At 64.6% G+C, this 25,289-nt stretch carries 8 protein-coding genes and 1 pseudogene; 7 read left to right on the top strand and 2 right to left on the bottom strand.

The window, feature by feature from the left end; translation table 11 throughout:
* Nucleotides 1–38: 38 nt before the first annotated feature.
* Nucleotides 39–15,914: pseudogene (locus ACF8E5_RS12510) on the bottom strand (BapA/Bap/LapF family large adhesin).
* 186 nt (nt 15,915–16,100) lie between these two features.
* Nucleotides 16,101–17,654: a nitric oxide reductase transcriptional regulator NorR gene (norR, locus tag ACF8E5_RS12505; protein ID WP_145257145.1), complete on the bottom strand. Its 1,554-nt coding sequence runs from the start codon at nt 17,652–17,654 to the stop codon at nt 16,101–16,103.
* Between the two features lie 154 nt (nt 17,655–17,808).
* Between norR and hmpA the strand changes: the two genes are divergently transcribed.
* From hmpA to cyoE, 7 genes are all read left to right on the top strand, one after another.
* On the top strand, nt 17,809–18,987 hold the full coding sequence (gene hmpA / locus ACF8E5_RS12500; protein WP_078479084.1) for an NO-inducible flavohemoprotein: 1,179 nt from the start codon (nt 17,809–17,811) through the stop codon (nt 18,985–18,987).
* 381 nt (nt 18,988–19,368) lie between these two features.
* On the top strand, nt 19,369–19,875 hold the full coding sequence (locus ACF8E5_RS12495) for a disulfide bond formation protein B (RefSeq protein WP_023533466.1): 507 nt from the start codon (nt 19,369–19,371) through the stop codon (nt 19,873–19,875).
* A gap of 555 nt (nt 19,876–20,430) precedes the next feature.
* Nucleotides 20,431–21,375 (top strand): ubiquinol oxidase subunit II, encoded by a 945-nt coding sequence (cyoA, locus tag ACF8E5_RS12490; RefSeq protein ID WP_058606012.1) that lies wholly within the window; start codon nt 20,431–20,433, stop codon nt 21,373–21,375.
* A gap of 3 nt (nt 21,376–21,378) precedes the next feature.
* Nucleotides 21,379–23,397, top strand: a complete 2,019-nt coding sequence (gene cyoB, locus ACF8E5_RS12485) for a cytochrome o ubiquinol oxidase subunit I (protein ID WP_058639706.1) — start codon at nt 21,379–21,381, stop codon at nt 23,395–23,397.
* A 3-nt stretch (nt 23,398–23,400) separates the two neighbouring features.
* The gene (gene cyoC / locus ACF8E5_RS12480) at nt 23,401–24,021 is read left to right on the top strand and encodes a cytochrome o ubiquinol oxidase subunit III (RefSeq protein WP_058606014.1); all 621 of its coding nucleotides are present in this window, start codon (nt 23,401–23,403) and stop codon (nt 24,019–24,021) included.
* Entirely contained in the window at nt 24,021–24,353 is a 333-nt protein-coding gene (gene cyoD / locus ACF8E5_RS12475) for a cytochrome o ubiquinol oxidase subunit IV (protein WP_058606015.1), read from the top strand. Before cyoC ends, cyoD begins: the two co-directional genes overlap by 1 nt.
* Nucleotides 24,354–24,364: 11 nt before the next feature.
* Entirely contained in the window at nt 24,365–25,252 is an 888-nt protein-coding gene (cyoE, locus tag ACF8E5_RS12470) for a heme o synthase (RefSeq protein WP_023533464.1), read from the top strand.
* Nucleotides 25,253–25,289 lie beyond the last annotated feature (37 nt).

The following is a 25,289-nucleotide window of genomic DNA, read 5'->3' as shown; positions in this document are numbered from 1 at the left end:
TTGCCGCCGGGGGTGTACCCGGCGGGTTTGCAGCGGCCTCAGACCACATGGATACCGCTTTGCACCCACAAGTGGTGACTCGGATCCTCCTGGGCCGTGTATTGGTTATAGTCGATACCGTCGGCAGTTTGGTTCCCCACCTTGCTCCAGGTGTCGGTCATGTGAACCGAGTCACTTTCGTCCCCCTTGATGATCAGCGTGTCGCTGGCGCTGTCGGTGACCGCCACCACATCGGCCAGGGTCAATGTCAGGGTTACTGCGCTGGTGTCGTTGAGGTCGATGGTTTCGATCTCGTGCACCCGCCCGACCAGGTTGCCCAGGTCGATGCTGGCATCGCCGCCATTCCAGAGCAGGGTGTCGCTCCCGTTTGCTCCGTTGATGCTGGCAAAGGCCTGGTCGCTGATGACCAGGGTATCGTTGCCCGCGCCCCCCTCAAGCGTGACCGCGCTACCGGTGCTGGCCACCAGCGTGTCATCGCCATCGGTGCCGGCGATTACCTCGCTGGCAGCGACTGCGGCGACACTGGCCAGCGCCGCGCCCTCCTCACCGGTGTCCGCCATGATCGCAGCGGTGGCGGCAAAGCCGGTGACTGGGTCAAGGTTGATGGTGAGCGTGGCGGTGTCGGTGGTGCCGTTGGGGTGGGTCAGCTCGTAGGTGAACACTTCCCGTTGGCCGATCACCGACGCGCTTAGCCCGGCATCGAGGGTATAGGCGTAGCTGCCGTCGGCCTGTACCACCAAGGTACCGTAGTTGCCCTGGACGATGGCCCCGTTGTAGCCCGGGATGGTGAAGGTGTTCGCCGCCGTCAGCACGCTCAGCACCGTCAGGGGCGAGCCCAGGTTGTCGGCGCCCGCGCCGTCGGTCAGCAGGTTGCCGGTGACCGGCGTGTAGCTGCCCACCACGAACTCGTTGAGGTGAGTGGCCGTGGCATTGACCGTGGTGGTCAGCGAGCTGATCAGCCCAATGCCGCCTGCGGTGACCCGCACGTGGTAGGTGCCGGCGCCCTGGTTCTGGAAGGTGTAGCCCGCACCGCCGCCCAGCAGGGTCACCAATGAGCCACCACCCACTGTCTGCACCGTCACGTACTGCCCGGTGGCCGGGTTGAGCTTGAGCAGCTCGAGCGTGGTGCCGTTGAGCAGGGTCAGCAGGTTGGTGGAGTTGAGCACGACCTGTACATCAGCAGTGGTGTTGGCTGCCACGGTGGTGGTGTAGGTGGCCGAGCGGGTACCGAGCACCGGCAAGGACAGCGGTGAGAACGTGGTGGTGCTGCTGGTTTGCAGGTTCACCAGGCTGATGTTGGTGTTGTCGACGTCGTTCACCGCATCCACCACGGTGGCTGGCGCTGCGTAGTTGGTGTTGCTCCACACCTCGGTGGCTTGAGGGCTGTCGATGCGCACGTACAGGTTGGCGGTGTCGGACTTGCCGTTCGGATGCACCAGTTGATAGCTGAATACATCCACCTTGCCGACGCTGCTCGGGCTGCCGTTGGGGGTGTAGGTGTAGCTGCCATCGCCCCTGATCACCAGCGTCCCGTACTGGCCCTGCACCGTGGTGGCGCTGCCAGCGGTCACGTAGCTCCCGCCTTTGAGCACCTGCAGGACCGCGTCGCTGTCCGGCCCACGCGCATCGGTAGTGCCATCGATACCCACGTCGGTGACCACGTTGCCGGACGTTGCAGCGCCTGTACCGGTGAACTGGGTCAGGCTGGTGGTATCGACCTGCAACGTCGTGTTGACCGTGGTCAGCAGGCCGATGCCGCCGCTGCCCACGGTCAGCCGGTAGTCACCGGCACGCAGCTCGCCGATGTCCACGCGCAGGCCTTGGCCCAGCGGCAGCAATACCAGGTCGAGCAGGCCCTGGCTGTTGCCGGTGGCCAGCGTCACCCAGGCGCCACTGGCATTTTTCACCTGCAAGGTGAAGGTGGCGTTGTCCAGCAAGGCCAAGGCACTGCCCGTGTTGAGCGTCAGCGTGGGGTCCGCCGTTGTCCCTGCGCCCACTGTCCAGGTAAAGGTCTTGCTGAAGCCTGCCAGCAGGGTGCTGAACGAGTCCTGGTAGGTGCGGCTGCTGACGACGGGTGCGAGGTTGACCACGGCAGTGGCCAGGTTGTCGCTGGCGATGACCGGTGCATTGGCGTCCACATCGGGCGCGGTAACGGTGACGTTGCCCGACACGTTGCCGCGTGGGTCGCTCAAGGTCACCGACAGCAGCTGGCCATTGTCCTGCGGTGGGTTCAAGGCCACGGTGAAGCTGCCGTTAGGCTGCACGGTACCGGTTTGCAGCACCGTGCCGGTCGCGCTGCGCACGGTGACGGTGGCGCCGGGCTCGCCAGTACCGGTCAGGCTGGTACCGTCGGCATTGACCTGCAGGTTGCCGGCGACCGCTGGCGGGGTGAAGTCCGGCGCCGTCAACGCGGTGGGCGTCGAAACGTTGCCTGCAGCGTCCGTGAGCGTAACCGACAGCGCCTGGTTGTCTATCTGCGCAGCCGCCAGGCTGACCACGAACAAACCGTTGCTGCCGACCGTGGCAGTGCCCAGCACGGTGCCGGCGCTGTTACGCACCTGCACCGTGCTGCCGACCTGGCCCGAGCCGCTGACGGCGGTGCCGGTGGGGTTGATGGTGGCAATCGGCGCGGCAGGCGGCGTGGTGTCGGGTGCGAGCACGCTGGCGCTGCCGGACAGGTTACCGGCGGCATCGGTCTGGCGTACCACCAGCAGTTGCCCATCGTTCTGTGGTGAGCTCAGGGCGATGGTAAAGGTGCCGTTGGCCTGCACCACACCGGTACCGACCTGGCCTCCTGGGCCTTGCACGGTAACGGTAGCGCCTGCTTCACCGTTGCCGGTCAGTACGGTGCCCGCACCGTTGACCACCACGTTGGTCGGCGCAGCAGGTGGTTGGACGTCAGGCGCGGTGAAGGCGGTGTTGCCAGAGGCGTTGCCCGCCGCGTCGGTCTGGCTGACGGTCAGCACCTGGCCGTTCAACTGCGGTGCGTTCAGGTTGATGCTGAACTCGCCGGCGGCGTTGACCTGCCCGGTGCCCAGCACCGCATTGCCGGCGCTGCGCACGGTCACTGTCGCGCCCGCTTCGCCGGTGCCGGTCAGTACCAGGCCATTGCTCGACAGCGCGGCGATGACCGGGTTTGCAGGCGGGGTGATGTCTGCCGCCACCACGAAGGTTGGCTGCGACTCGCCGCCAACCAAGGCAACGGCCGTGACGGTCAGTTGCTGCCCGTTGAGTTGTGCGGCCGTCAGTTGCAGGCTGAACGTGCCGTTCAAGGTGGCGCCGCCGACACCGATCTGGTTGCCCGCCGCATCGTATACCCGAATGCCCGTTCCCGAAGGCGCATTGCCCGACAAGGTCAGGCCATCGCTGGCCAGCACGACGTTGGTAGGGGGTACCGGAGGAGGTGCCAACGGCGTGACGAAGGTGATGCTGGCAGACGTATTGGCCGCCGCATCGGTCTGGTAGACCACCAGCGACGCCACTGAGCCGGCAGGCGGACTGGTGACGATCTGGAAGGTCCCGGCGTCGCTGACTTCACCGGTACCGATCACCGTCCCGTTTTTGCTGATGGTGACGGTTGCGCCTGGCTCGCCACGGCCTGTGATCACGGTGAAGGTGTTGTCCACCGCCAGGTCTGTAACGGCACCGGGCGGCGAGGTATCCCGGGCCAGCAAGGTGGCCGGGATCGACGCGTTGCCTGCTGCGTCGATGGAGACCACGGTCAGAAGCTGGCCGTTGTTCTGGGCTGGGTTCAGGGCGACGGTGAAGGCACCGCCCGCCGCTACCTGGGCGGTGCCGACTTCGACACCGTCCGGCCCGCGCACGCTGATGGTGGTGCCGGCTTCGGCCGTACCGGTGAGGGTCTGGCCGGTGGCATTGAGCACAAGGTCACCCGGCTGCACCGGTGGGGTGAGGTCAGGTGCTTGCAGTTCCACGCCGGGCGATGGGTTGCCGGTGGCATCCTGGGCGATGAGTGTCAGCACTTCACCGTTGATCTGTGCCGGCGTCAGTGCCACCACGAAGCGGCCGTCAGCGGCGACGACCACTTGGCCGACCAGGTCGCCCTGGCTGTTGAGCACCGTCACGCGCGCCCCGACTTCGGCTGTGCCGACCACCTGGGTGCCGCTGCTGTTGATGGTCGCCACCACCGCTTCAGGGGGCGTGATGTCCAGGGCAGTCAGGGTGCTGACCGGCGAGACGTTCTGGGCAGCATCGGTCAGGGTCACCTGCAACCGCTCGCCATTGAGCTGCGGGGTTTGCAGGGCGATGGTGAAGGTGCCTGCGGCGCTCACCACTCCCGTGCCGATCTGCGTCGTGCCCACGAACACCCGCACGGTGGCGCCCACTTCGCCGACGCCACCTAGGGTGTCGCCTGCCGCATTGAGGCGTAACTCGGTCGCCGCTGCTGGCGGCGTCAGGTCGGGCGCCTGCACCGTGACCGCCTCGCTGACGTTGCCAGGTGGGTCGGCCTGCAGCACGGATAGCACCTGGTTATCGACCTGAGCCGGCGACAGGTCCACACGGAAGCTGCCGTCTGCCAGGACTGTGCCCGTGCCCAGCGCCACGCCCGCTGCATCCCTGACGGTTACCGTGGATCCCGGCTCACCCAAGCCGGTGACCACGCTGCCATCGGCGTTGATTGCCACCTGAGTCAATGGCTCTGGTGGGGTGAAGTCAGGCGTTTGCAAGGTGGCGATCGGCGAGACATTACCGGCCGCATCGGCCTGGGTGAAGCTCAGCACCTCGGCGTTGGTGAGCGGCGGGTCGAGGGTCAGCGTGAAGTTGCCGCTGGCATCGACGATGGCGCTGCCGATGTCCTCACCCGCTGCGTTGGTGACGGTCACTTCTGCGCCGGCTTCGCCGCGCCCCGTAATGGTGGCGCCGTCGCTGGAAACCGCCAGCTCCGCCGGTGCGGTTGGCGGCGTGGTGTCGGGCGCGGTGATGACGCTGGCGCCCGATTGGTTGCCGGCGGCGTCGGTCAGCAGCACCTGGACCTGTTGCCCATTGGCCTAAGGCGCCGTGAGGTTGACCTGGAAGGTGCCATCGACGCGCACGGTGTCGGTACCCAGCACACTGCCGTCGGCAGCGATCACCCGCACGGTGACGCCTGGCTCGCCTGTACCGTTGAGCAGGCTGCCACCGCCAGCGAACGCCAGGTCCTGTGCAGGTGTTGGCGCGGTGCGGTCTGGCGCGGTAAGGCTGACGCTGTTCGATTCGTTACCGGCCACATCGGCCTGGCTGGCATTGAGCAGCTCGCCGTCCAGTTGTGCCGTCGCCAGCGTGGCGCTGAAGTTGCCAGCGGCATCGACCACGGCGGTGCCGAGTTCGATACCACCCTCGCCGGTGATGGTCACGGTAGCGCCCGGCTCGCCGCGGCCGGTCACGACCAGGCCATCGCCAGACAGCACCAGGCCGGTCAGCGGCAGCGGCGCCGTGGTGTCCGGCGCCTGCAGCGTGGCAGGTAGCGAAACCGCGCCGTCGGTGCCAGTGGCGGCGATCAGCAGCACTTCGCCGTTGGCCTGCGCGCTGCCAAGGTTGACCGTGAAGCTGCCGTCATTGGCCACTGGGCTGCTGCCCAGGAGTTGCCCATTGGTGCCGTACACGTTGACGGTGGTGCCGCTGGCTGCCGTTCCCGATACCGATAGCCCGTCGGCTGCCAGGACCAGGTCTGCCGGGGTTGCCGGTGCCAAGGGCCCAGGGGCGTTGATCGATTGGGCAGGCGATACGTTCTGCGCTGCATCGGCTTGCACCACGCTGAGGGTTTCACCCACCAGTGCCGCAGGGCTCAGGCTGACGTTGAAACGACCGTCGGCTGCGACCAGGGCTGTGCCTATCAGGCTGCCATCGGCTGCACTGACGCGCACGGTGGCGCCGGCCTCACCGGTGCCTACCAGGCTCGCGCCGTCGGCGGACACGGCCAGGTTACTGACGGCAGCTGGCGGCGTGGTGTCCGCTGCGGTATAGGGCGCAGCGGTCGAGACATTGCCGGCAGCGTCGGTGGCGGTCACCTGCAAGGCCTGACCGTTGGTCTGGGGAGCATTGAGGGTGATCTGGAAGGTGCCGTTGGCAGCGGCGACTGCCGTGCCCAGCACGTTGCCGGCGCTGTCGCGCACGGTCACCGTGCTGCCTGCTTCGGCGCTGCCGGTCATTTGCAGGCCTGAAGGGGCGAGCAGCAGGTCGATCGGCGCGTCGGGTGCCGTAAAGTCCGGCGCAGTCACGGCAACCGCCACCGATGTGTTGTTGCCCGCATCGGTCTGGGTGACGCTCAGGCGCTGCGCGTTGAGCTGCGCGCTGTCCAGGGTCAGGGTGAAGCTGCCATTGGCCGCGACCAGTCCTGTACCGAGGATGGTGCCGTCGACCCCGCGTACGCTGACGGTGGCGCCTGCTTCGCCCAGGCCGGTCAGGGTCAGGCCGTTGTTGTTCAGCACCACGTTGGTCAGGGCGGCCGGGGGTGTGAGGTCTGGCGTGGTGAGGTTGACGGCAACCGAGGTGTTGCCGGCGGCATCGACCTGGGTGACGCCGATGGCTTGGCCATTGGCCTGGGGCGTATCGAACACCACGGTAAAGCGGCCGTCCACACCCACAGTCGCCGTTCCCAGCACGGCGCCGGAGGCGTTGCGCACCTGCACGGTAGCGCCGGGTTCACCGCTGCCGGACAGCTGCCGGCCATCGCCGCTCAACTGCGCGTCGCTCACGGCTGCCGGCGGTGTGCGATCTGGCGTGGCCAGGCTGGCCGGTGCCGACACGTTGCCGGCTGCATCGCTGAGGGTGACCTGCAGCGCGCTACCGGTTGTCTGGGCGCTGGGCAGGGTGATCTGGAACTGGCCACTCTGGTTGACGGTACCGGTGGCCAGTACCGCGCCGCTGGCATCGCGAATCGTCACCAGCGCCCCGGCCTCACCCTGGCCGCTGACGACCGTGGCCGCGTTGTTCAGGCTCAGGTTGTCGGCAGCCAGAGGTGCCTGCAGATCGGGGGCTTGCAAGGTCGCGGCCAATGACACGTTACCGGCCGCGTCCGCCTGGGTCACGATCAGGTTCTGGGCATTGGCCACTGGCGGAACGAAGTTGATCGTGAACAGGCCATTGCTGCCCACGGTCGCGCTGCCCAGGAAGTTGCCCAGGCTATCGCTGACGCGCACGGTGGCGCCCACTTCGCCCTGGCCGGTCAAGGTGCTGCCGATCCGGTCGATGGCCACGTTTGTCGGTGCATCCGGTGGTGTGGTGTCTTCGGCGACCACGGTGGCTGGCACCGAGGGCTGACCGCCTGCCGTCGCTCGCGCGGTGACCTGCAATTTCTGCGCATTGAGCTGGGCATTGAGGAAGAACACGCGGAAGATGCCATCGGTGCCAACCGTCGCCGTGCCCAACGTGGTACCGGCGGATGTCACGGTAATCAAGGTACCGACGGTGCCCTGGCCGGTCAGCAGGAAGCCGTCGTCGCTGATCGCCAGGTTGCTTGGGGCCGCGACTTCGTTGCCGGTCGGGCCTTGCAGCTGTACTTCGGTGGAGGCGTTGCCGGCCGGGTCGATCACGACCACGTCGACCGTTTCGCCCGTGCTCAGGGGCGGGTCGACCGGGATCACGAAGGTGCCGTCCGGGCCTGCCGTTTCACTGCCGCGCTCGGAGCCATCAGGATTGCGGATGACCACCGTGCTGCCAGGTTCGGCCGTGCCGCCGACCGTGGTGCCATCGGGGCTCACGCTGACATCGGTAGCTGGCAGCGGATCGGTGTTGTCCGGTGCTGTCACGCTGATCGGCGCCGACGCATTGCCAGTCGGATCGGTGACCACGACGGTGACCGTCTCTCCATTGTTCTGCGGGGTGGGCAGCGTCACGCTGAAGCCGCCGTCGGCGTCTACTGGGACAGTGACTTGGCCCCCGGCACTGTCGCGTACCGTGACGGTCTGGGCGCCAGGTGCGTTGCCGGTGACGGTGGTGCCGTCTTCGCTGACCACAACGCCAGTGGGTTGCGCAGGTGGGGTGATGTCCGGCGCGGTGACCTGACCGGGCAACGAAACGTTGCCGGCACCGTCGATCAGCACGACGTCCAGCACTTGCCCATCGAGCTGCGCAGGTGACACGGGGACGATGAAATTGCCGCCCTCAGGCACCACGACGCTGCCCAGCACGGTGCCGTCAGCGGCACGTACTTCTGCCGTGGCGCCAGGTTCGCCAACGCCCTGGATGGCAGTGCCGCCCGGGGTGATGACCAGACCCGTGGCGGTTGACGGTGGAGTGCTGTCGTCAGCCGTGAGCGTGGTTGGAGGTGACAGGTTGCCCTGTGCGTCGATGAGGATTACCGACAGCACTTCACCATTGGTTTGTGCAGGGGTGAGAGGGACTTCGAAGTTGCCATCGACCCCTACTTCGACGCTGCCCAGCACATTGCCGGCGACATCGCGGACCTCGACAGTGGTCCCGGCCTCACCTCGGCCGCTCAGTACATTCCCTGCGCCATTGAGCGTGAGGCCAACAGCCGCCACAGGCGGTTCGAGGTCAGGCGCCGTCAAGGTGCCAGGAACGGAGGCGTTGCCGGCAGGGTCGGTTTGGGTGATTGATAGCGCCTGGCCACCGAGTTGCGCCGGTACCAGGGTAACGCTGAAGTTGCCGTCGGCTTGGACCTCGGCAGTGCCCAGCACGATGCCGGCGACGCCGGTCACCGTGACTTGTGCGCCGGGCTCGCCCGTGCCCGTGACGACGGTGCCATCAGCGGACACCAGCAGGGTGCCGGGGATGGCCGGCGGTTCATTGTCTGGTGCAGTCAGGTCGACGGCCTGGGACAGGTTGCCGGCGGCATCGCGCTGTTCGACGCTCAGCACCTGGCCATTGGTCTGCGCGGGGTCGAGCGTGACCGAGAATGCGCCGTTGTCGCCTACTTGGGCAAAGCCCAATACGGCGCCGTTCGGGCCGCGCACGGTCACCGTGGCGCCGGCTTCGCCAGTGCCGCTCACCACGCTGCCTGCGCCGTTGATGACGGCGTCGGCGACCAGTTGGGGTGGCGTGGTATCCGGCGCAGTGAAGGGTACCGGGCCTGCGCTGTTGCCCAGGTTGTCGGTGGCTTCCACGCTCAAGTTTTCGCCGTTGCGCTGGGCAGCGGACAGGGTGACGTCGAAGCGTCCGTCGGCGCCCACGGTTGCGCTGCCCAGCACAGCGCCGTCTGCGTCGCGTACGGTAATGATCGAGCCGACCTGACCTACACCGGTCAGATGGATACCCGCGGTGTCGATAGCCAACGCGGAAGGCTGCAACGGGCCGTCCAGATCGGGCGCCGTGACGGTGGCGCTCGAGGTATTGCCTGCGCCATCGCGCACGGTGACTTCCAGGGTCTGACCATCGGTCTGCGGCGGCGTCAGTTGCACGCTGATGACGCCGTTGGCACCGATCTGAGCCGTGCCGAGCACGTTGCCATCGGCATCGGTGACCTGCACCGTGGCCCCTGCCTCGCCACGTCCGGTCAACACGCTGCCGTTGGTGCTCAACTGCAGATCGGTAGGTTCATTGGGGGCCGTGATGTCGGGAGCGACGATTTGCACGGGCAACGAAGGGGTGCCGTCGCCATCGATGGCGACCACATCCAGGGTTTCACCGTTGGCCTGGGCCGGTGTGAGGCCCACGGTGAAGCTGCCGTCAGGGTTGGCCTGAACGGTGCCGATGACATTGCCCTGCGTATCGCGCACTTCCACCTGGCTGTTGCCAGGGGCTGTGCCGCTGACCGAGGTGCCGTCGCCAGCCACCACGATGTCGGTCGGGCTAGCCGGTACGGGGGCTTGCGAAACGGTGACGTCTATCGCCGTGGAGACATTGCCGGCTGCATCGGTCTGCACCAGCGTGATGGCCTGGCCGGCCACCAACGGCGCATCGAGGTTGACGACGAAGGTGCCGTTGGCCGCGACGGTGCCCGTGCCGATGACCAGGCCCTCGTCATTGCGCACCTGCACGGTGGCGCCCGGCTCGCCCCTGCCTGCAACGGCAAGGCTTCCCGCACCTGCCTGCACGTTGCTGACCGGTACCGGCGGCGTGATGTCGGGGGCGACATAGCCTAGCGGCACCGAGCTGTTGCCTGCGGCGTCGGTGACGGTCACGGACAGGGCCTGACCGTTGGCCTGGGGCGGGTCGAGTGTGAGGGTAAAGGTGCCGCCGGGCTGTGCGATGGCGCTGCCGATCAGGGTGCCGGCGGCGTCGCGCACTTCAACGCGCGCGCCGGCCTCGGCCGTACCGCTCAAGGTCACGCCGTTTTCCAGCGCCAGGTTGGCCGGTTGCAACGGCGCCACCTGGTCAGGGGCGGCCAGCGAGCTTGGCACGGAGATGTTGCCCGCTGCATCGGTGAGGGTGACCTGGAGCGCCGAGCCGTCGATCACCGGCGTCTGCAACTGCACCACGAAGCTGCCGTCGGCTTGTACTGTGCCGGATGCCAGCAGTTGCCCCTGGTCGTTGCGCACTTGGACAGTGGTGCCGGCTTCGCCGCGCCCGGAAACGGTGGCGCCATTGGCGCTGATCACCAGGTCGGTGGCAGGTTGCGGCGGCGTGGTGTCGCCGCCGTTGTCGATCACAGGCGCAGTGACCGAGCCCGGCAATGAGGCATTGCCGGCGGCGTCGGTAGCATTGACCTGCAGCTGCTCGCCGGCCACTTGTGGCGGATTCAGGGTGATGCTGAAGACACCGGTCGCACCCACTACGGCCGAACCCAGCACAGTGACCCCATCAGCGGCCAGCACGCGCACGGTACTGCCAGCTTCGGCGCGCCCCGTGACGATGCTGCCGTCGCCATTGACTTGCAGCTCGCCGGGGATGGCCGGTGGCGTGATGTCCGGCGCCGTCACCTGCACAGGCAGGGAGGCATTTGCGGCGCCATCGATGGCCACCACGTCGAGCAATTCGCCGTTCGCCTGAGCCGGGTTGAGCACGACGGTGAATGTGCCACCGGCGCCTACCACCACACTGCCGACTACGTTGCCATCGGCATCGCGTACCTGCACCTGGCTGCCTGCCGGGGCCGTGCCGCTGATGCTGGTGCCGTCCTCGGCCACCACCAGATCGCTCGGGCTGGCCGGGGCCGGAACCAGAGGAACGTCGAACAGCAGCGGTTCGGACCCATTGCCGCTTGGGTCGGTCTGCACGAGGCTCAGGCGTGCGCCGGGCTGGGCAGGTGGGTTGAGTTCGAGCAGGAAGGTCCCGTTGCCACTCACGATGCCGCTGCCGATTACGCTACCGTTCGCATCGCGCACTTCTACGCGCGCGCCCGCTTCGCCTCGACCGGCCACGGTCAGGCCGGCGTTACCCACCACCACGTTGCTTACCGAAGCCGGCGGCGTGATGTCCGGCGCTTCGAACTGCAGCGGGGTCGAGGTGTTGCCGGCGGCATCTACCAGGCGTACATCGAGTGCTTCGCCGTTGGCCTGCGCGGGTGCCAGGGTGATACTGAAGTTGCCGTTTGCATCGACCAGGCCGGTGCCGATCACGCCCCCGCCAGCAGTGCGTACCTGCACCGTTGCGCCAGGCTCGCCGCGACCGGTCAGCGTGACGCCGCCTTCAAGGGCAAGCGCGGTTGGTTGGGCAGGCGCCAGCAGGTCGGGGCTGACCACGGTGGCTGGGGTGGAGGCGTTGCCGGCGGCATCGGTGAGCACGACTTGCAGGGGGCTGCCGTCCTTCACCGCAGGGTCTAGGGTGACCTGGAAGGTACCGTCGGCATTGACGGTGCCGCTGGCCAACAGGTTGCCTTGACCATCGCGTACCTGCACGGTGGCGCCAGCCTCGCCGCGCCCATTCAGTTGCGCGCCGGCAAGGTTGATGGCCAGGCCCGTGGCAGGTGCAGGCGGCGTGTTGTCCACGGCGTCGATGTCGGGCGCTGTGACATTGCCCCCAGCAGAGGTGTTGCCCGCCGCGTCGGTGGCCGTGACCTGCAAGACCTCGCCGTCGACCTGCGGCGGGTTCAGCGTGATGCTGAAGCTGCCGGTGGCGCCGACCACTGCACTGCCCAACACCGTGGTGCCATCGGCTGCCAGCACGCGCACAGTGCTGCCTGGCTCGCCACGTCCGCTGAGCACCGTGCCGTCGGCATTGACGGCCAGTTCGCTTGGCGTTGCAGGCGCAGTGATGTCCGGGGCGATGATCTGGGTGGGCAGGGAAGAAAGCCCTGCACCGTCGATCGCGACCACATCGAGCAGTTCGCCGTTGGCCTGCGCGGGTGTCAATACGACCGAGAAGCTGCCGTCAGGGCCTGCGACTGCGCTGCCCAGCAACGCACCGTCCGCGCCGCGCACTTCTACCCGAGTACCTGCCGGGGCGGTACCGGTCAGGGCGGTACCGTCTTCTGACAGTGCCAGTTCAGCAGGGCTGGCGGGCGGATTGGTCGCTGGCACCGCGAATGTCACGGCGATCGAAGCATTGCCGCTGGGGTCCACCTGGATCAGGCTCAGTTGCTCACCGGGCTGCGCGGCAGGGTCGAGATTGACCAGGAAAGTGCCGTTGGCGGTAACCACGCCGCGACCCAGCAGGTTGCCATCGATGTCACGCACTTCAACCGTGGCACCGGCTTCGCCACGGCCACTGAGTGCGGTACCCCCTGGGCCGACCAGAAGGTTGGTCACGCCTTCGGGTGGCGTGATGTCCGGGGCGTTGAACTGCAACGGCTCAGACGTGTTACCCGCTGCGTCGACCAGGCTTACGTCCAATGCCTGGCCGTTGGCCTGGGCAGGGGAGAGGGTGACTGTGAACAGGCCGTCGTCGCCAACAATTGCCGAGCCGATCAGGGTACCGGCTGCGGTACGGACCTGCACGGTCGCACCTGCTTCACCGCGGCCAGTCAGGGTCACGCCGCCAGCCAAGGCCAGTTCGGTTGGCTGTACCGGGGCGATCAAGTCAGGGGAGGTAACGGTCGCGGCCTCGGACACGTTGCCAGCGGCATCGGTGAGCGTGACCTGCAGGTCGCTACCGTCTTTGACGGCGGGGTCCAGGTTGACAGTAAAGGTGCCATCGGCGGCCACGGTACCGGTTGCAATCAGGTCACCGGCCGCATTGCGCACTTGGACCGTGGCTCCGGCTTCACCGCGACCACTCAACTGGGTACCCGCCACACCCACTACCAGGTTGGAAGCCGCTTCAGGCGGCGCCGTATCGCCGCCGCCGTCAATGTCCGGCGCGGTGACCGAACTGGCCTGGGATGCATTGCCCGATGGATCGGTGGCAGTGGCTTGCAGCACTTCGCCGTCCACTTGGGCAGGGTTCAAGGTAATGCTGAACACGCCGGTGGCGCCGGCGACCGCCGAGCCCAGCTCGGTGCCGTCAGCGGCCAGAATGCGCACGGTGCTGCCCGGCTCGGCGCGGCCCGTGACCACGGTGCCGTCGGCGCTCACTGCCAGCTCTGCGGGAGCGGCGGGGGCCGTAATATCGGGGGTGGTGACCTGGGCGGGCAGTGACGACACATCGTCGGCGATGGCCACCACATTCAGCAGTTCGCCATTGGCTTGAGCCGGGTTCAGGTCGATGCTGAAGCTGCCGTCGGCATTGGCGATGACGCTGCCGACCAACGCACCGCTGGCATCGCGCACTTCGACGCGTGAGCCTGCCGGGGCAGTACCGGTGAGCACGGTGCCGTCGGCGTTTACCGCCAGGTTGGCTGGGCTTTCCAGGGCTGGGGTCAGGGGCACTTCGTAGTCGACGGCGGGCGAGGCGTTGCCGCTAGGGTCTGTCTGCACCAGGCTCAGTTGCTCGCCGGGTTGCACGGCGGGGTCGAGGTTGACCAGGAAGGTGCCGTTGGCAGTGACCACGGCGCTGCCCAGCAGGGTCCCGTTCGCATCGCGCACCTCCACCGTTGCACCTGGCTCGCCTCGGCCACCGATGACGGTACCGCCAGGGCCGACCAGTACATTGGTGACCGCTTCTGGCGGAGTGATGTCAGGGGCGTCGAACTGCAAGGGCGCCGAGGTATTGCCTGCCCCATCGACCAGGCGTACGTCCAGTGCCTGGCCGTTGGCCTGGGCAGGGGAGAGGGTGATGCTGAAGGCGCCGTCTGCGCCCACGGTGCCTGTACCGATCACGGTGCCGGCGGCATCGCGCACTTGCACGGTAGCACCCGGCTCACCGCGGCCGGTGAAGGTGACGCCATCGGCCAGGGCGAGGTCGGTGGGTTGCGCAGGCCCCACGAGGTCTGGCGATGCCACGCTGGCGGCCGGCGAAGTGTTGCCTGCCGCGTCAGTCAGGGTGACTTGGAGGCTGCTGCCGTCCTTGACGGCGGGGTCCAGGCTGACGGTGAAGGTGCCATCGGCACCAACGGTGCCCGTGGCGAGCAGGTTGCCTGCCGCGTCGCGCACTTGCACGGTGGTGCCGGCTTCGCCGCGGCCGCTCAACTGTGTGCCGGCTAGGCCGACCACCAGGTCCACAGGTGCATCCGGCGGTGTGGTGTCACCGCCATCGACCAAGGGCGCGGTGATGTTGGCTGCCGGCGACGTATTGCCTGCTGCGTCGGTAGCGCTCACCGCCAGGGCCTGGCCAGTGGTCTGCGGGGGTTGCAGCGTGATGCTGAACAGGCCGTCGGCGCCCGCGATGGCGGTGCCCAGCAACGCACCGCCAGGGCCGCGTACCGAAACGGTAGACCCAGGTTCGGCCCGCCCGGTCAGGGTGGCCCCTTGGGCATCGACGGCCAGGTTGGTCGGTGCGAGCGGCGCCGTGAGGTCTGGCGCAACGACGGCACCCGGTGCAGAGACGTTGCCAGCGGCGTCGGTCAGGGTGACTTGCAGGTTCTGGCTATCAAGCTGCGCCGGTGTGAGCACCACCTCGAAGGCTCCATTGGCCCCCACCACGCCGCTGCCGATCACATTGCCGGCAGGGTCGCGGACGTTGACCGTGGTGCCGGGTTCGCCGCGGCCCGACAGGCGCGTGCCATCAGCGGAGACAACGAGCGCCACGGGCGCATCAGGAGCGGTGGTGTCGGTGCCATCGACCACTGGAGCCACAATACCAGCTGCGGCGGACGTGTTGCCCGCTGCATCCTCGGCCGTGACCTGCAACGCCTGGCCCGCTGTCTGTGCCGGTTGCAGGGTAATGCTGAACAAGCCGTCCGCCCCAGCCGTGGCCGAGCCCAGCAGCACGCCGTCAGCCCCTCTGACCGACACCGTGGAACCGGGCTCGGCGCGGCCTGTGAGCGTTGTACCCTGAGCGTCGATGGCAAGTTCGGTCGGCGCCAGCGGAGCGGTCGCATCGGGCGCGGTCACGGTGCCCGGTGCAGACACATTGCCGGCTGCATCGGTCAAGGTCACCTGCAGGTTTTCGTTGTTGATCTGGGGGGCGTTGAGCGCTATATCGAAGCTGCCATCGGCCGCGACCGTACCGGTACCGAGCAGGTTGCCAGCGGCATCGCGAATGTTCACGATCGCACCCGCTTCACCGCGCCCCGACAGGCGCAGGCCATCCGGGGAAACCAGCAGGTCGATGGGGGTTGCCGGTGCCGTGGTGTCAGGTACTGCACCGCCACCACCGCCGCCGCCACTACCGCCGCCCACCGCCGCCGCGCCGCCGCCCACGCCGAGCAATCCCAAGCCTGCGATGGCCCACGTCGGCATCGCGTCGCCCGCCGTACCGATGCCTGCAACCAGTTCGTCCAGAGAAGCCACTTCGTTGAAGGTGAAGCCGGTGAAAGCCTGAGCATTGTATTCGGCTTGCCAGAGGGTGCCGTCTTCGCCGACGAACACCATGTCGCTGCCGACGCCTGCCTGGTTCACCGCGAAGAAATTACCGATGGTGACCTTTTCGCCGGACTTGAGCGTGACGATCAAATCCTGCCCGCGTTGCGTGACGGTGGCGACCTGGTCGGGCGCGACGGGCATCTGCACGACGCCTGGGCCATTGAGAGTGATATTGCCCCAGGCATTCTGGGTGGCGACGGCGGACTGCTTATCGGCGACGACGATGTTTTCCATGAAGTGCTCCCTGCTGGTCGACTGATCCCCCCCGGCCTGAATGCGGCCGGCATTGCTGCACCAGGTCCTCTGGAACGCGATGCGGCAGCCTCGACCGGTCAGTCGAGGCGTGGGCGTTTAGGAGATATAGCAGCCGTGTTCAGACCAACCAGAGGCTTTCTGGGTTAATCCTTTTGTGAGGCATCCCTAGCGAATGCCCAGCCGCCGGGCCAAGCGGCTGAGGTTCGCGCGGTCGAGTTCGAGCACTCTTGCGGTGGCTGCCCAGTTGCCCTGATGTTGATCCAGGCAGGCCTGAATCAACTGGCGTTGGTAGGTGTCCAGCGCTTGGCGCAGGCCTCCAGCACCCAGTTCCGGCACCGCCGTTTCATGGGCGGGGGCGAGCTGTGCAGGCAGCGAAGCAAGTGGCTGAAGATCCAGGTCGGCAGCGGTCAAGGACAAAATCCTGGGACGTACCGTTTGTCGGCCCAACGCCTTGAGCGCCGAGCGGCCGATCAGATGCTCCAGTTCACGCACGTTGCCCGGCCAGTCGTAGGACAGAAGTGCAGCCTGGGTGTCCGCGTCCAGACGTAGGCTGCTCAAGCCCAGGCGTGAGCGATTCTGTTCGAGGAAGTAGCCCGCCAGAAGTAGCACGTCGCGTGCTCGTTCCCGCAGAGGGGGGACATGCAGGGGATATACGCTCAGGCGGTGGTAGAAATCGGCACGCAATCGCCCGCTGCGCACCTCGGCGGCCAGATCGCGGTTGGTGGCGGCGATCAGGCGCACGTCGACGTGGTGTTCGCGGTCCGAGCCCAGCCGCTGCAACTGCCCGCTTTGCAACACGCGCAGCAGCTTGGCTTGTACGGCTAGCGGCAACTCGCCTACCTCGTCGAGAAACAGCGTGCCCCCATTGGCCAGTTCGAACTTGCCTCGGCGCTCTGCATGGGCGCCGGTGAAGGCTCCGCGCACGTGGCCGAACAGCTCGCTTTCCACCAGCGTGTCGGGCAGCGCTGCGCAGTTCAGGCTGATCAACGGCTTGTGGGCGCGGCTGCTCGCCTGGTGCAGGGCTTGGGCTACCAACTCTTTGCCCACCCCGGTCTCGCCGGTGATCAGCACGGTGAGGTCGCTGCTGCCCACCAATCGGATTTCCTCCAGCATGCGCTTGTGGGCCGGGCTCTGGCCGATCAGCTCTCGGTCCTGACCACTGGCCTGGCGATACACCTCTGCTCGCTGATGCTCGTTTTCTGCGCGCAGGGCCAGGCGTTCGATCCGCTCGGCCACGGTCACGGTGGCAGCGGCCAGGCTGGCAAAGGCTTGCAAGGCGTCGAGCTCCAGGCTCTGAAACTGGCCGGGCGTCAGGGCATCGAGGGTGACCAGCCCCCACGGGCGCTCATCGACCATCAAGGGGCAACCCATGCAGTCGTGAACCTCAAGGTCCACGTCCGGCGTATTGACCAGGCCATCGTAGGGGTCCGGCAGCTCGGAGTCGCTGGCAAAGCGGGTAGGGGAGGGGCTGCTCAACAGAATCTGAAAACGTGGGTGCTCACTGACCTTGAAGCGACGGCCAACGGTATCTGGGCTCAGGCCGTCCACGGCCAAGGGCACTAGCCATTGGCCATCGAGCCGGAGCAAGGCGGCAGCGTCACAGGGCAGCAGACTGCGCATGGCTTGCAGTAAACGGCGATAGCGCTCCTGATCGGGCAGGTCGCGGGACAGGTCGCTGACCAGTGGCAGCAAGGCGGTAAGCAATGGCTTGGCAGTCATAGGGACTCCTGTGTGTCTAATTGACTATAAGCCATCGTGTGTCATTTCGACATGCTAGGGCTTGAAGGCCCCGAATTTGCAGGGCCCAGGACTTGGCACGAATGGTGAAATGACCCAGGCATCATTCGAAGCCCATGGCTCAGGAGTTGCTGCAATGCTCAATGCCGAACAACGTGCGATCATCAAGGCCACCGTTCCATTGCTGGAAACCGGCGGCGAGACACTGACCACTCATTTCTACCAAATGATGCTCAACGAGTACCCCGAGGTACGTCCACTGTTCAACCAGGCGCACCAGGCCAGCGGTGACCAGCCGCGTGCCTTGGCCAATGGCGTGCTGATGTATGCCCGTCATATCGACCAGCTCGAACAGTTGGGCGGTCTGGTGGGCCAGATCATCAACAAGCATGTGGCGTTGCAGATCCTGCCCGAGCATTACCCGATCGTTGGCCGCTGCTTGTTGCGGGCCATTGAGGAAGTGTTGGGCAAGGACATTGCCACGGCCGAGGTGATCGACGCCTGGGGCGCAGCCTACGGCCAGTTGGCAGACATTCTCATCAATGCTGAAGAAAGCCTATACAAGCAAAAAGAAGAGGCCGACGGCGGATGGCGAGGGACCCGCGAGTTCCGACTGGCACGGCGAGTGGAGGAAAGCCGCGAAATCGTCTCTTTCTACTTCACCCCAGTGGACGGCAAGCCAGTGCTCAAGGCCGAACCTGGGCAGTACATCGGCCTGAGGCTGATGATCGATGGTGTAGAGCATCGTCGCAACTATTCCCTTTCCGCGTTGTGCGACGGTGGTGAATATCGGATCAGCGTCAAACGCGAATCGGGTGGCACGGTCTCCAACTACCTGCATGACCACCTGATGGTAGGTGACACCCTCCAATTGTTCCCACCAGCCGGTGATTTCACACTGGCCGCCAGTGACAAGCCGTTGGTGCTGATCAGCGGGGGCGTGGGCATAACGCCTACCCTGGCCATGCTAGAGGCGGCCTTGCCGACCGGCCGGCCGGTGCACTTCATTCACTGCGCGCGCAACGGGCAGGTGCATGCGTTTCGCGAGTGGCTCGACACCCAGGCAGCGCAGCACCCGCAACTCAAGCGTTTCTACTGCTACGCCGAAGCGGATGATGCCGCCCACGCCAATGCCGTGGGCTTGCTGGACCAGCATCTGCTGGGCGAGTGGCTCCCTCGTGAACGCGACGTGGACGTCTACTTCCTCGGGCCGAAGCCCTTCATGGCCGCGGTCAAACGTCAGCTTCTGGCCCTGGGCGTACCCGAGCGGCAGACCCGCTACGAGTTCTTCGGGCCGGCCGCGGCGTTGGTGTAAGGGCCTTAGTGCCTAGTGACTATATATAAAGAAGCGTAACGGCCACGCCGAAGGTCGGCCGTCAGGGGCTGCATAGCAGCCCCTTGCTGTGTTGGGGAAATCCGCCAGGGCGATGCTTGCCTGATGCGTTAATCCTGCATTAACCCAGCTGCCATTCACTCCTGCTGAACGATAAGCAGGCGGCAACGGCGGCCTGTCCGGCAGCTTCAATTTTTGCTGCCCCCTCGTTGAACCGTTCTGCCAACGCCCGGTCTGAGCCACACCCCATTGTCGCCAGGAGTATCTATCCATGAAAGGCGGGGCGCCCAGGCCACCGGCGTCTGTGTAGAATTGCGCCAAGCTGGCGGACTACGCTGCGACTATCCATCCAAGGAACCGGCAATGAATGATCAAACATCGCGCCTGAATCGGGAACGGCGCTTTCTGGTACTGTTGGGCCTGATCTGCGTTTCGCTGATCGGTGGCGCTCTCTACATGCAGGTGGTGCTGGGCGAGGCGCCATGCCCGTTGTGCATTCTTCAGCGCTATGCGCTCCTGTTCATCGCCGTCTTCGCATTCCTGGCTGCAGCCATGCCCGGGCGACGCAGCCTGACCTTCTTCGAGGCACTGGTCGTGGTCAGCGCCATTGGCGGAATCATTGCAGCCGGCAACCATGTGTATATACTCGCCAACCCCATGGTCAGTTGTGGCATCGATACCCTGCAGCCCATCGTCGATGACTTGCCCTTGGCCAAGGTCTGGCCGCTGGCGTTTCAGGTGGATGGTTTCTGCAGCACGCCTTACCCACCGGTGCTGGGCCTTTCACTGGCGCAATGGGCATTGATCGCCTTCGTCCTGACGGCGTTGCTGGTGCCACTTGGCATCTACCGCAACCGTCGCCGTCCTTAGACAAAAGTCCCTGAATACGACAAGGTTTTCGCGGGCTCCATCGAGGTACGAAAACCCCTGGCAAGTTGATCCAGATCAAGCTGTAGCCCTTGCTGAATGCGGGTTCCAGGGCTATAGCCAGGGGTGCGACAAAGTGTCGCGAAGTTGAATTTTTCGGCGCTATTGTTACAGAACCTGTAAAGGACTGTTGCTCAATAAGTCATAGTCAAGGGTTGGCGACCTATCTACAATCGCCCCCAATTTCCGTTCGGCACTGCTTGCAAGTCGCAGGATTGAAGGAAGCCCCAGCGCTCCTTTTTGCTGACTTCGTCAAGTTTCGCCCGACGGCGATACCGGGCGGACCCCCCTCCGCGTTTTCCGCACCAAATGGAATTGGTCTGCTATACAGGCCTTTGCCTACGAAACCAAAAGCACCGCTAACTCGCTTGAAGCCAAGGTCCTGCAGTCGGGCCCAGGCAGGAGCGGGTACGGGCGCGCAATGCCTCACTTGGTTGGACGAAGTGTTGGCTATCAAACACCAATTGCATTGAAGCAAGCTGATCTAGAGGTCGTGAGATGAGTAAAAAGCGTTACCCCAGACTGTTTGGCATATTGCCCTTTTTAGGCATGCTTTTACTCAGTGGGTGCAACTGGACCCTGCTCGACCCGAAGGGACAGGTCGGCATTGAGCAAAAGAACCTGATCCTGATCGCAATCGGCCTGATGCTGCTGGTCGTCGTGCCAGTCATCATCATGACCGTGGTGTTCGCCTGGAAGTATCGCGCTTCCAACAAGGCAGCCACCTACACCCCGGACTGGTCGCACTCGACCAAGATCGAGGCTGCGGTGTGGATCATCCCGATCCTGATCATCATCGTGCTGGGTTACGTGACCTACAAGTCCACCCACAAGCTCGACCCGTACCGTCCTCTGGATTCCGACGTGAAGCCCGTGCAGATCGACGTCGTCGCGCTAGACTGGAAGTGGCTGTTCATCTACCCGGAACAAGGTATCGCCACGGTCAACAAGATCGTCTTCCCGGCCAATACCCCGGTCAACTTCCGCGTCACTTCCGACGCCGTGATGAACTCGTTCTTCATCCCGGGCCTGGGTGGCCAGATCTATGCCATGGCGGGCATGACCACCAAGCTGCACCTGATCGCCAACGAAAACGGCGTGTTTGACGGTATCAGCGCCAACTACAGCGGTGCTGGCTTCACCGGCATGAAATTCAAGGCTACTGCCACGTCCCAGGAAGACTTCGAGAAGTGGGTCGCCGAAGTCAAGCAGTCGCCGAAGAAGCTGGACAAGGCCGAATACGAAGCCTTGGCCAAACCAAGCGAAAACAACCCAGTCACGCTGTATAGCGAGGCCTCGCCTGACCAGTTCCAGCTAATCGTCGACAAGTACGAAGGCATGAACCGCGGTCGTTCGAGCCACGAAGAAGCTGGCAGCAAAGACCTGGCCACTACCAAGGGTGTGGAATCGAGTATGCAACCAGCTGCCGGTGCAGAGGAGTAAGAGATGTTCGGTAAATTAAGCCTGGAGGCGATACCCTATCACGAGCCGATAGTCATGGTGACACTCGCCATAATCGCGCTCGGTGGTATCGCTGTCGTTGGTGCAATCACCTACTTCCGCAAGTGGTCCTACTTGTGGACCGAGTGGTTGACGACCGTCGACCACAAGAAAATCGGGGTGATGTACATCATCGTCGCGATGGTCATGCTGCTGCGCGGCTTTGCCGACGCCATCATGATGCGGACCCAGCTGGCTGTTGCCACCGGTGGTTCCGAAGGCTACCTGCCGCCTGAACACTATGACCAGATCTTCACCGCCCACGGTGTGATCATGATCATCTTCATGGCGATGCCATTCTTCACCGGCCTGATGAACCTTGCGGTTCCTCTGCAGATCGGTGCACGTGACGTGGCCTTCCCGTTCCTGAACTCCCTGAGCTTCTACCTGCTGCTGGCAGGCGTGCTGCTGGTGAACATCTCGCTGGGCGTTGGTGAATTCGCCAAGACCGGTTGGGTTGCCTATCCGCCGCTCGCGGGCATTCAGTACAGTCCGGGCGTGGGTGTCGACTACTACATCTGGGCGCTACAGCTCTCAGGATTGGGTACGACACTGACAGGCGTGAACTTCCTCGTCACCGTGATGAAGATGCGCGCACCTGGCATGAAGCTGATGGACATGCCTATCTTCACCTGGACCTGCACCTGGGCAAACGTCCTGATCGTGGCTTCGTTCCCGATCCTGACCGCTGCACTGGCACTGCTGACCGTTGACCGTTATCTGGACTTCCATATCTTCACCAACGAGCTTGGTGGGAACCCGATGATGTACGTCAACCTGTTCTGGGCGTGGGGTCACCCTGAGGTTTACATCCTGATCCTGCCGGCCTTCGGCGTGTTCTCGGAAGTCACCTCCACCTTCGCCGGCAAGCGTCTGTTCGGCCACCACGCGATGATCTACGCATCGGGTGCGATCGCTGTTCTGGGCTTTGCGGTTTGGCTGCACCACTTCTTCACCATGGGTGCCGGCGCCAGCGTCAACACCTTCTTCGGCCTGGCGACGATGCTGATCTCCATCCCGACGGGTGTGAAGCTGTTCAACTGGCTGTTCACCATCTACCAGGGCCGTCTGCGCTTCACCGCGCCGATCCTCTGGACCTTGGGCTTCATGATCACCTTCTCCATCGGTGGCATGACCGGCGTTCTGCTGGCTGTACCGGGTGCTGACTTCGTGCTGCACAACAGCCTGTTCGTGATCGCCCACTTCCATAACGTGATCATCGGTGGTGCGGTATTCGGCTACATCGCCGGCTTCGCCTACTGGTTCCCGAAAGCCTTCGGTTTCACGCTGAACGAGAAGTGGGGCAAGGCTGCCTTCTGGTTCTGGATCTCGGGCTTCTACGTGGCGTTCATGCCGCTGTACGCACTGGGCTTCATGGGTATGACCCGTCGTCTGAACCACTCGGACAACCCACTGTGGGAACCCTACCTGTACGTGGCCGTGGTTGGTGCCGTGCTGATCCTGTTCGGTATCGCCTGCCAGCTGATCCAGCTGTTCGTATCGGTTCGCGATCGTCACCAGAACCTGGACGTGACCGGCGACCCATGGGGCGGCCGTACCTTGGAATGGTCGACTTCCTCGCCACCTCCGTTCTACAACTTCGCCCACATGCCTGAGAAGGTTGGCCTGGATGCCTGGCACGAAGCCAAGGAAGCCGGTGTTGCCTACAAGGTGCCGGGCAAGTACGAAGCGATCCACATGCCGAGCAATACCTCTACCGGTTTGTTCATGGGTCTGTTCCTGACCATCTTCGGCTTCGCTTTCATCTGGCACATCTGGTGGCTGGTCGGCGCAAGCCTGGTTGCAACCATCGCTGTCTTCGTTCGCCACGCTGCGCGTGACGACCAGGGCTACATGGTTCCGGCCGAAGAAGTGGCGCGCATCGAAGGCGAGCGCATGAAAGCGTTGGCCAATGCAGGTGCTCTGCCTGCCGGCGCACGTGTCGAATCGTTTGAGCGGGTGTAATCAATGTCCAGTCAAGTAATGCACGGTGCTCATGGTCACGACCATGGGCACGACGATCACCACCACGACTCGGGCCAGATGACCGTACTGGGCTTCTGGCTGTACCTGATGACCGACTGCATCCTGTTTGCGTCGCTCTTCGCCACCTACGCGGTGCTGTCCGGCAGTTTTGCCGGCGGCCCGTCGGGTCATGACATCTTCCAGCTCGATTTCGTAGCTGTTGAAACGTTGTTCCTGCTGCTGTCCTCGATCACCTTCGGCTTCGCCATGCTGAAGATGTTCGCCGGTAACAAGGCAGGCGTCCTGGGCTGGTTGGCTGTGACCTTCCTGTTCGGTGCAGGCTTCATCGCGATGGAAATCTACGAGTTCCATCACCTGATCGGCGAAGGCTTCGGCCCGAACCGCAGTGGCTTCCTGTCGGGCTTCTTCGCCCTGGTGGGCACCCACGGTCTGCACGTGACGGCTGGTCTGATCTGGATGGCAATCATGATGTACCAGATCAACAAGCACGGCATCACGCCGACCGCCAAGACCCGCATGAGCTGCCTGAGCCTGTTCTGGCACTTCCTGGACGTGGTCTGGATCTGCGTATTCACCGTCGTCTACCTGCTGGGGGTTCTGTAATGGCTAACGCACACGACACTCATCACGAAGGCAGCCACGGCAGCGTCAAGTCGTACATGATCGGTTTCGTCCTGTCGATCATCCTGACCGCGATCCCGTTCGGCCTGGTGATGTTCCCAAGCCTGCCGAAGAACCTGACCGTTCTGGTCGTTGTGGCCATGGCCGTGATCCAGGTGGTGGTACACCTGGTGTACTTCCTGCACATGGACCGCTCGAAAGGGCAACGCAACAACGTATCGACGTTCCTGTTCACCGTCATGGTGATCGCGCTGCTGGTTGGCCTGTCGCTGTGGATCATGTTCAGCATCCACGCCGAAATGCTGGCCAAGTGAGGTAAGACTGCATGTCCGTTAAGCACTTTATCCAAATCACCAAACCGGGGATCATTTTCGGTAACGTGCTTTCCGTGGCAGGCGGTTTCTTCCTTGCCGCGAAGGGCCATGTGGACTTTGCCCTGCTGCTGGCAGTGGTCGTTGGTACTTCCCTGGTGGTGGCGTCCGGTTGTGCATTCAACAACTGCATCGACCGCGACATCGACCAGAAAATGGAGCGCACCAAGAACCGCGTGATGGTACAGGGTGGCATGTCACTGCCCCTCGCGCTGATCTATGCCACCCTGCTTGGGGTGGCGGGTTTCAGCTTGCTCTACGTCCAGGCCAACCCCTTGTCCGCGTACTGCGCACTGATCGGCTTCGTGGTCTATGTGGGCTTCTACAGCCTGTGGCTCAAGCGTAAATCGGTGCACGGTACCTTGGTCGGCAGCCTGTCCGGTGCCATGCCGCCTGTCATTGGCTATTGCGCTGTCAGCAATAGCTTTGACCTGGCGGCTGTGACCCTGCTGGTGATGTTCAGCCTGTGGCAGATGCCGCACAGCTTTGCCATCGCCATCTTCCGCTTCAAGGACTACAGTGCCGCAAACATTCCGGTATTGCCGGTGGCGCGCGGCATCCTGGCTGCGAAAAAACAGATCGTGCTGTATGTGCTGGCATTCGTGCTTGCGACCTTGATGCTCACCCTCGGCGGTTACGCCGGCCTCGGCTACATGGCCGTGGCAGCTGCCATGGGCCTTTACTGGCTGTACATGGCATGGGGTGGCTACAAGGCCGAAGATGACAGCAAGTGGGCACGCAAAGTGTTTGGCTTTTCCATCCTTACCGTCATGGCCTTGAGCCTGATGATGGGTGTGGACAGCCAGACGGCTGCTGACGTGCTGATGACCTACGCACGCTGAAACCACGCCTGCTTCACGAAAACCCCGGCCTGTGTGC

It is taken from the genome of Pseudomonas sp. WSY_20, assembly GCF_043104335.1.
Classification (GTDB): Bacteria; Pseudomonadota; Gammaproteobacteria; order Pseudomonadales; family Pseudomonadaceae; genus Aquipseudomonas; species Aquipseudomonas parafulva_B.
Note: the sequence above shows the minus strand (reverse complement) of the source record. Positions and strands in the feature narration are given on the sequence as shown.

Coding starts and splice junctions, on each gene's coding strand:
- norR (WP_145257145.1), bottom strand. CDS start 17,654: ATGACTGCCAAGCCATTGCTTACCGCCTTGCTGCCACTGGTCAGCGAC.
- hmpA (WP_078479084.1), top strand. CDS start 17,809: ATGCTCAATGCCGAACAACGTGCGATCATCAAGGCCACCGTTCCATTG.
- ACF8E5_RS12495 (WP_023533466.1), top strand. CDS start 19,369: ATGAATGATCAAACATCGCGCCTGAATCGGGAACGGCGCTTTCTGGTA.
- cyoA (WP_058606012.1), top strand. CDS start 20,431: ATGAGTAAAAAGCGTTACCCCAGACTGTTTGGCATATTGCCCTTTTTA.
- cyoB (WP_058639706.1), top strand. CDS start 21,379: ATGTTCGGTAAATTAAGCCTGGAGGCGATACCCTATCACGAGCCGATA.
- cyoC (WP_058606014.1), top strand. CDS start 23,401: ATGTCCAGTCAAGTAATGCACGGTGCTCATGGTCACGACCATGGGCAC.
- cyoD (WP_058606015.1), top strand. CDS start 24,021: ATGGCTAACGCACACGACACTCATCACGAAGGCAGCCACGGCAGCGTC.
- cyoE (WP_023533464.1), top strand. CDS start 24,365: ATGTCCGTTAAGCACTTTATCCAAATCACCAAACCGGGGATCATTTTC.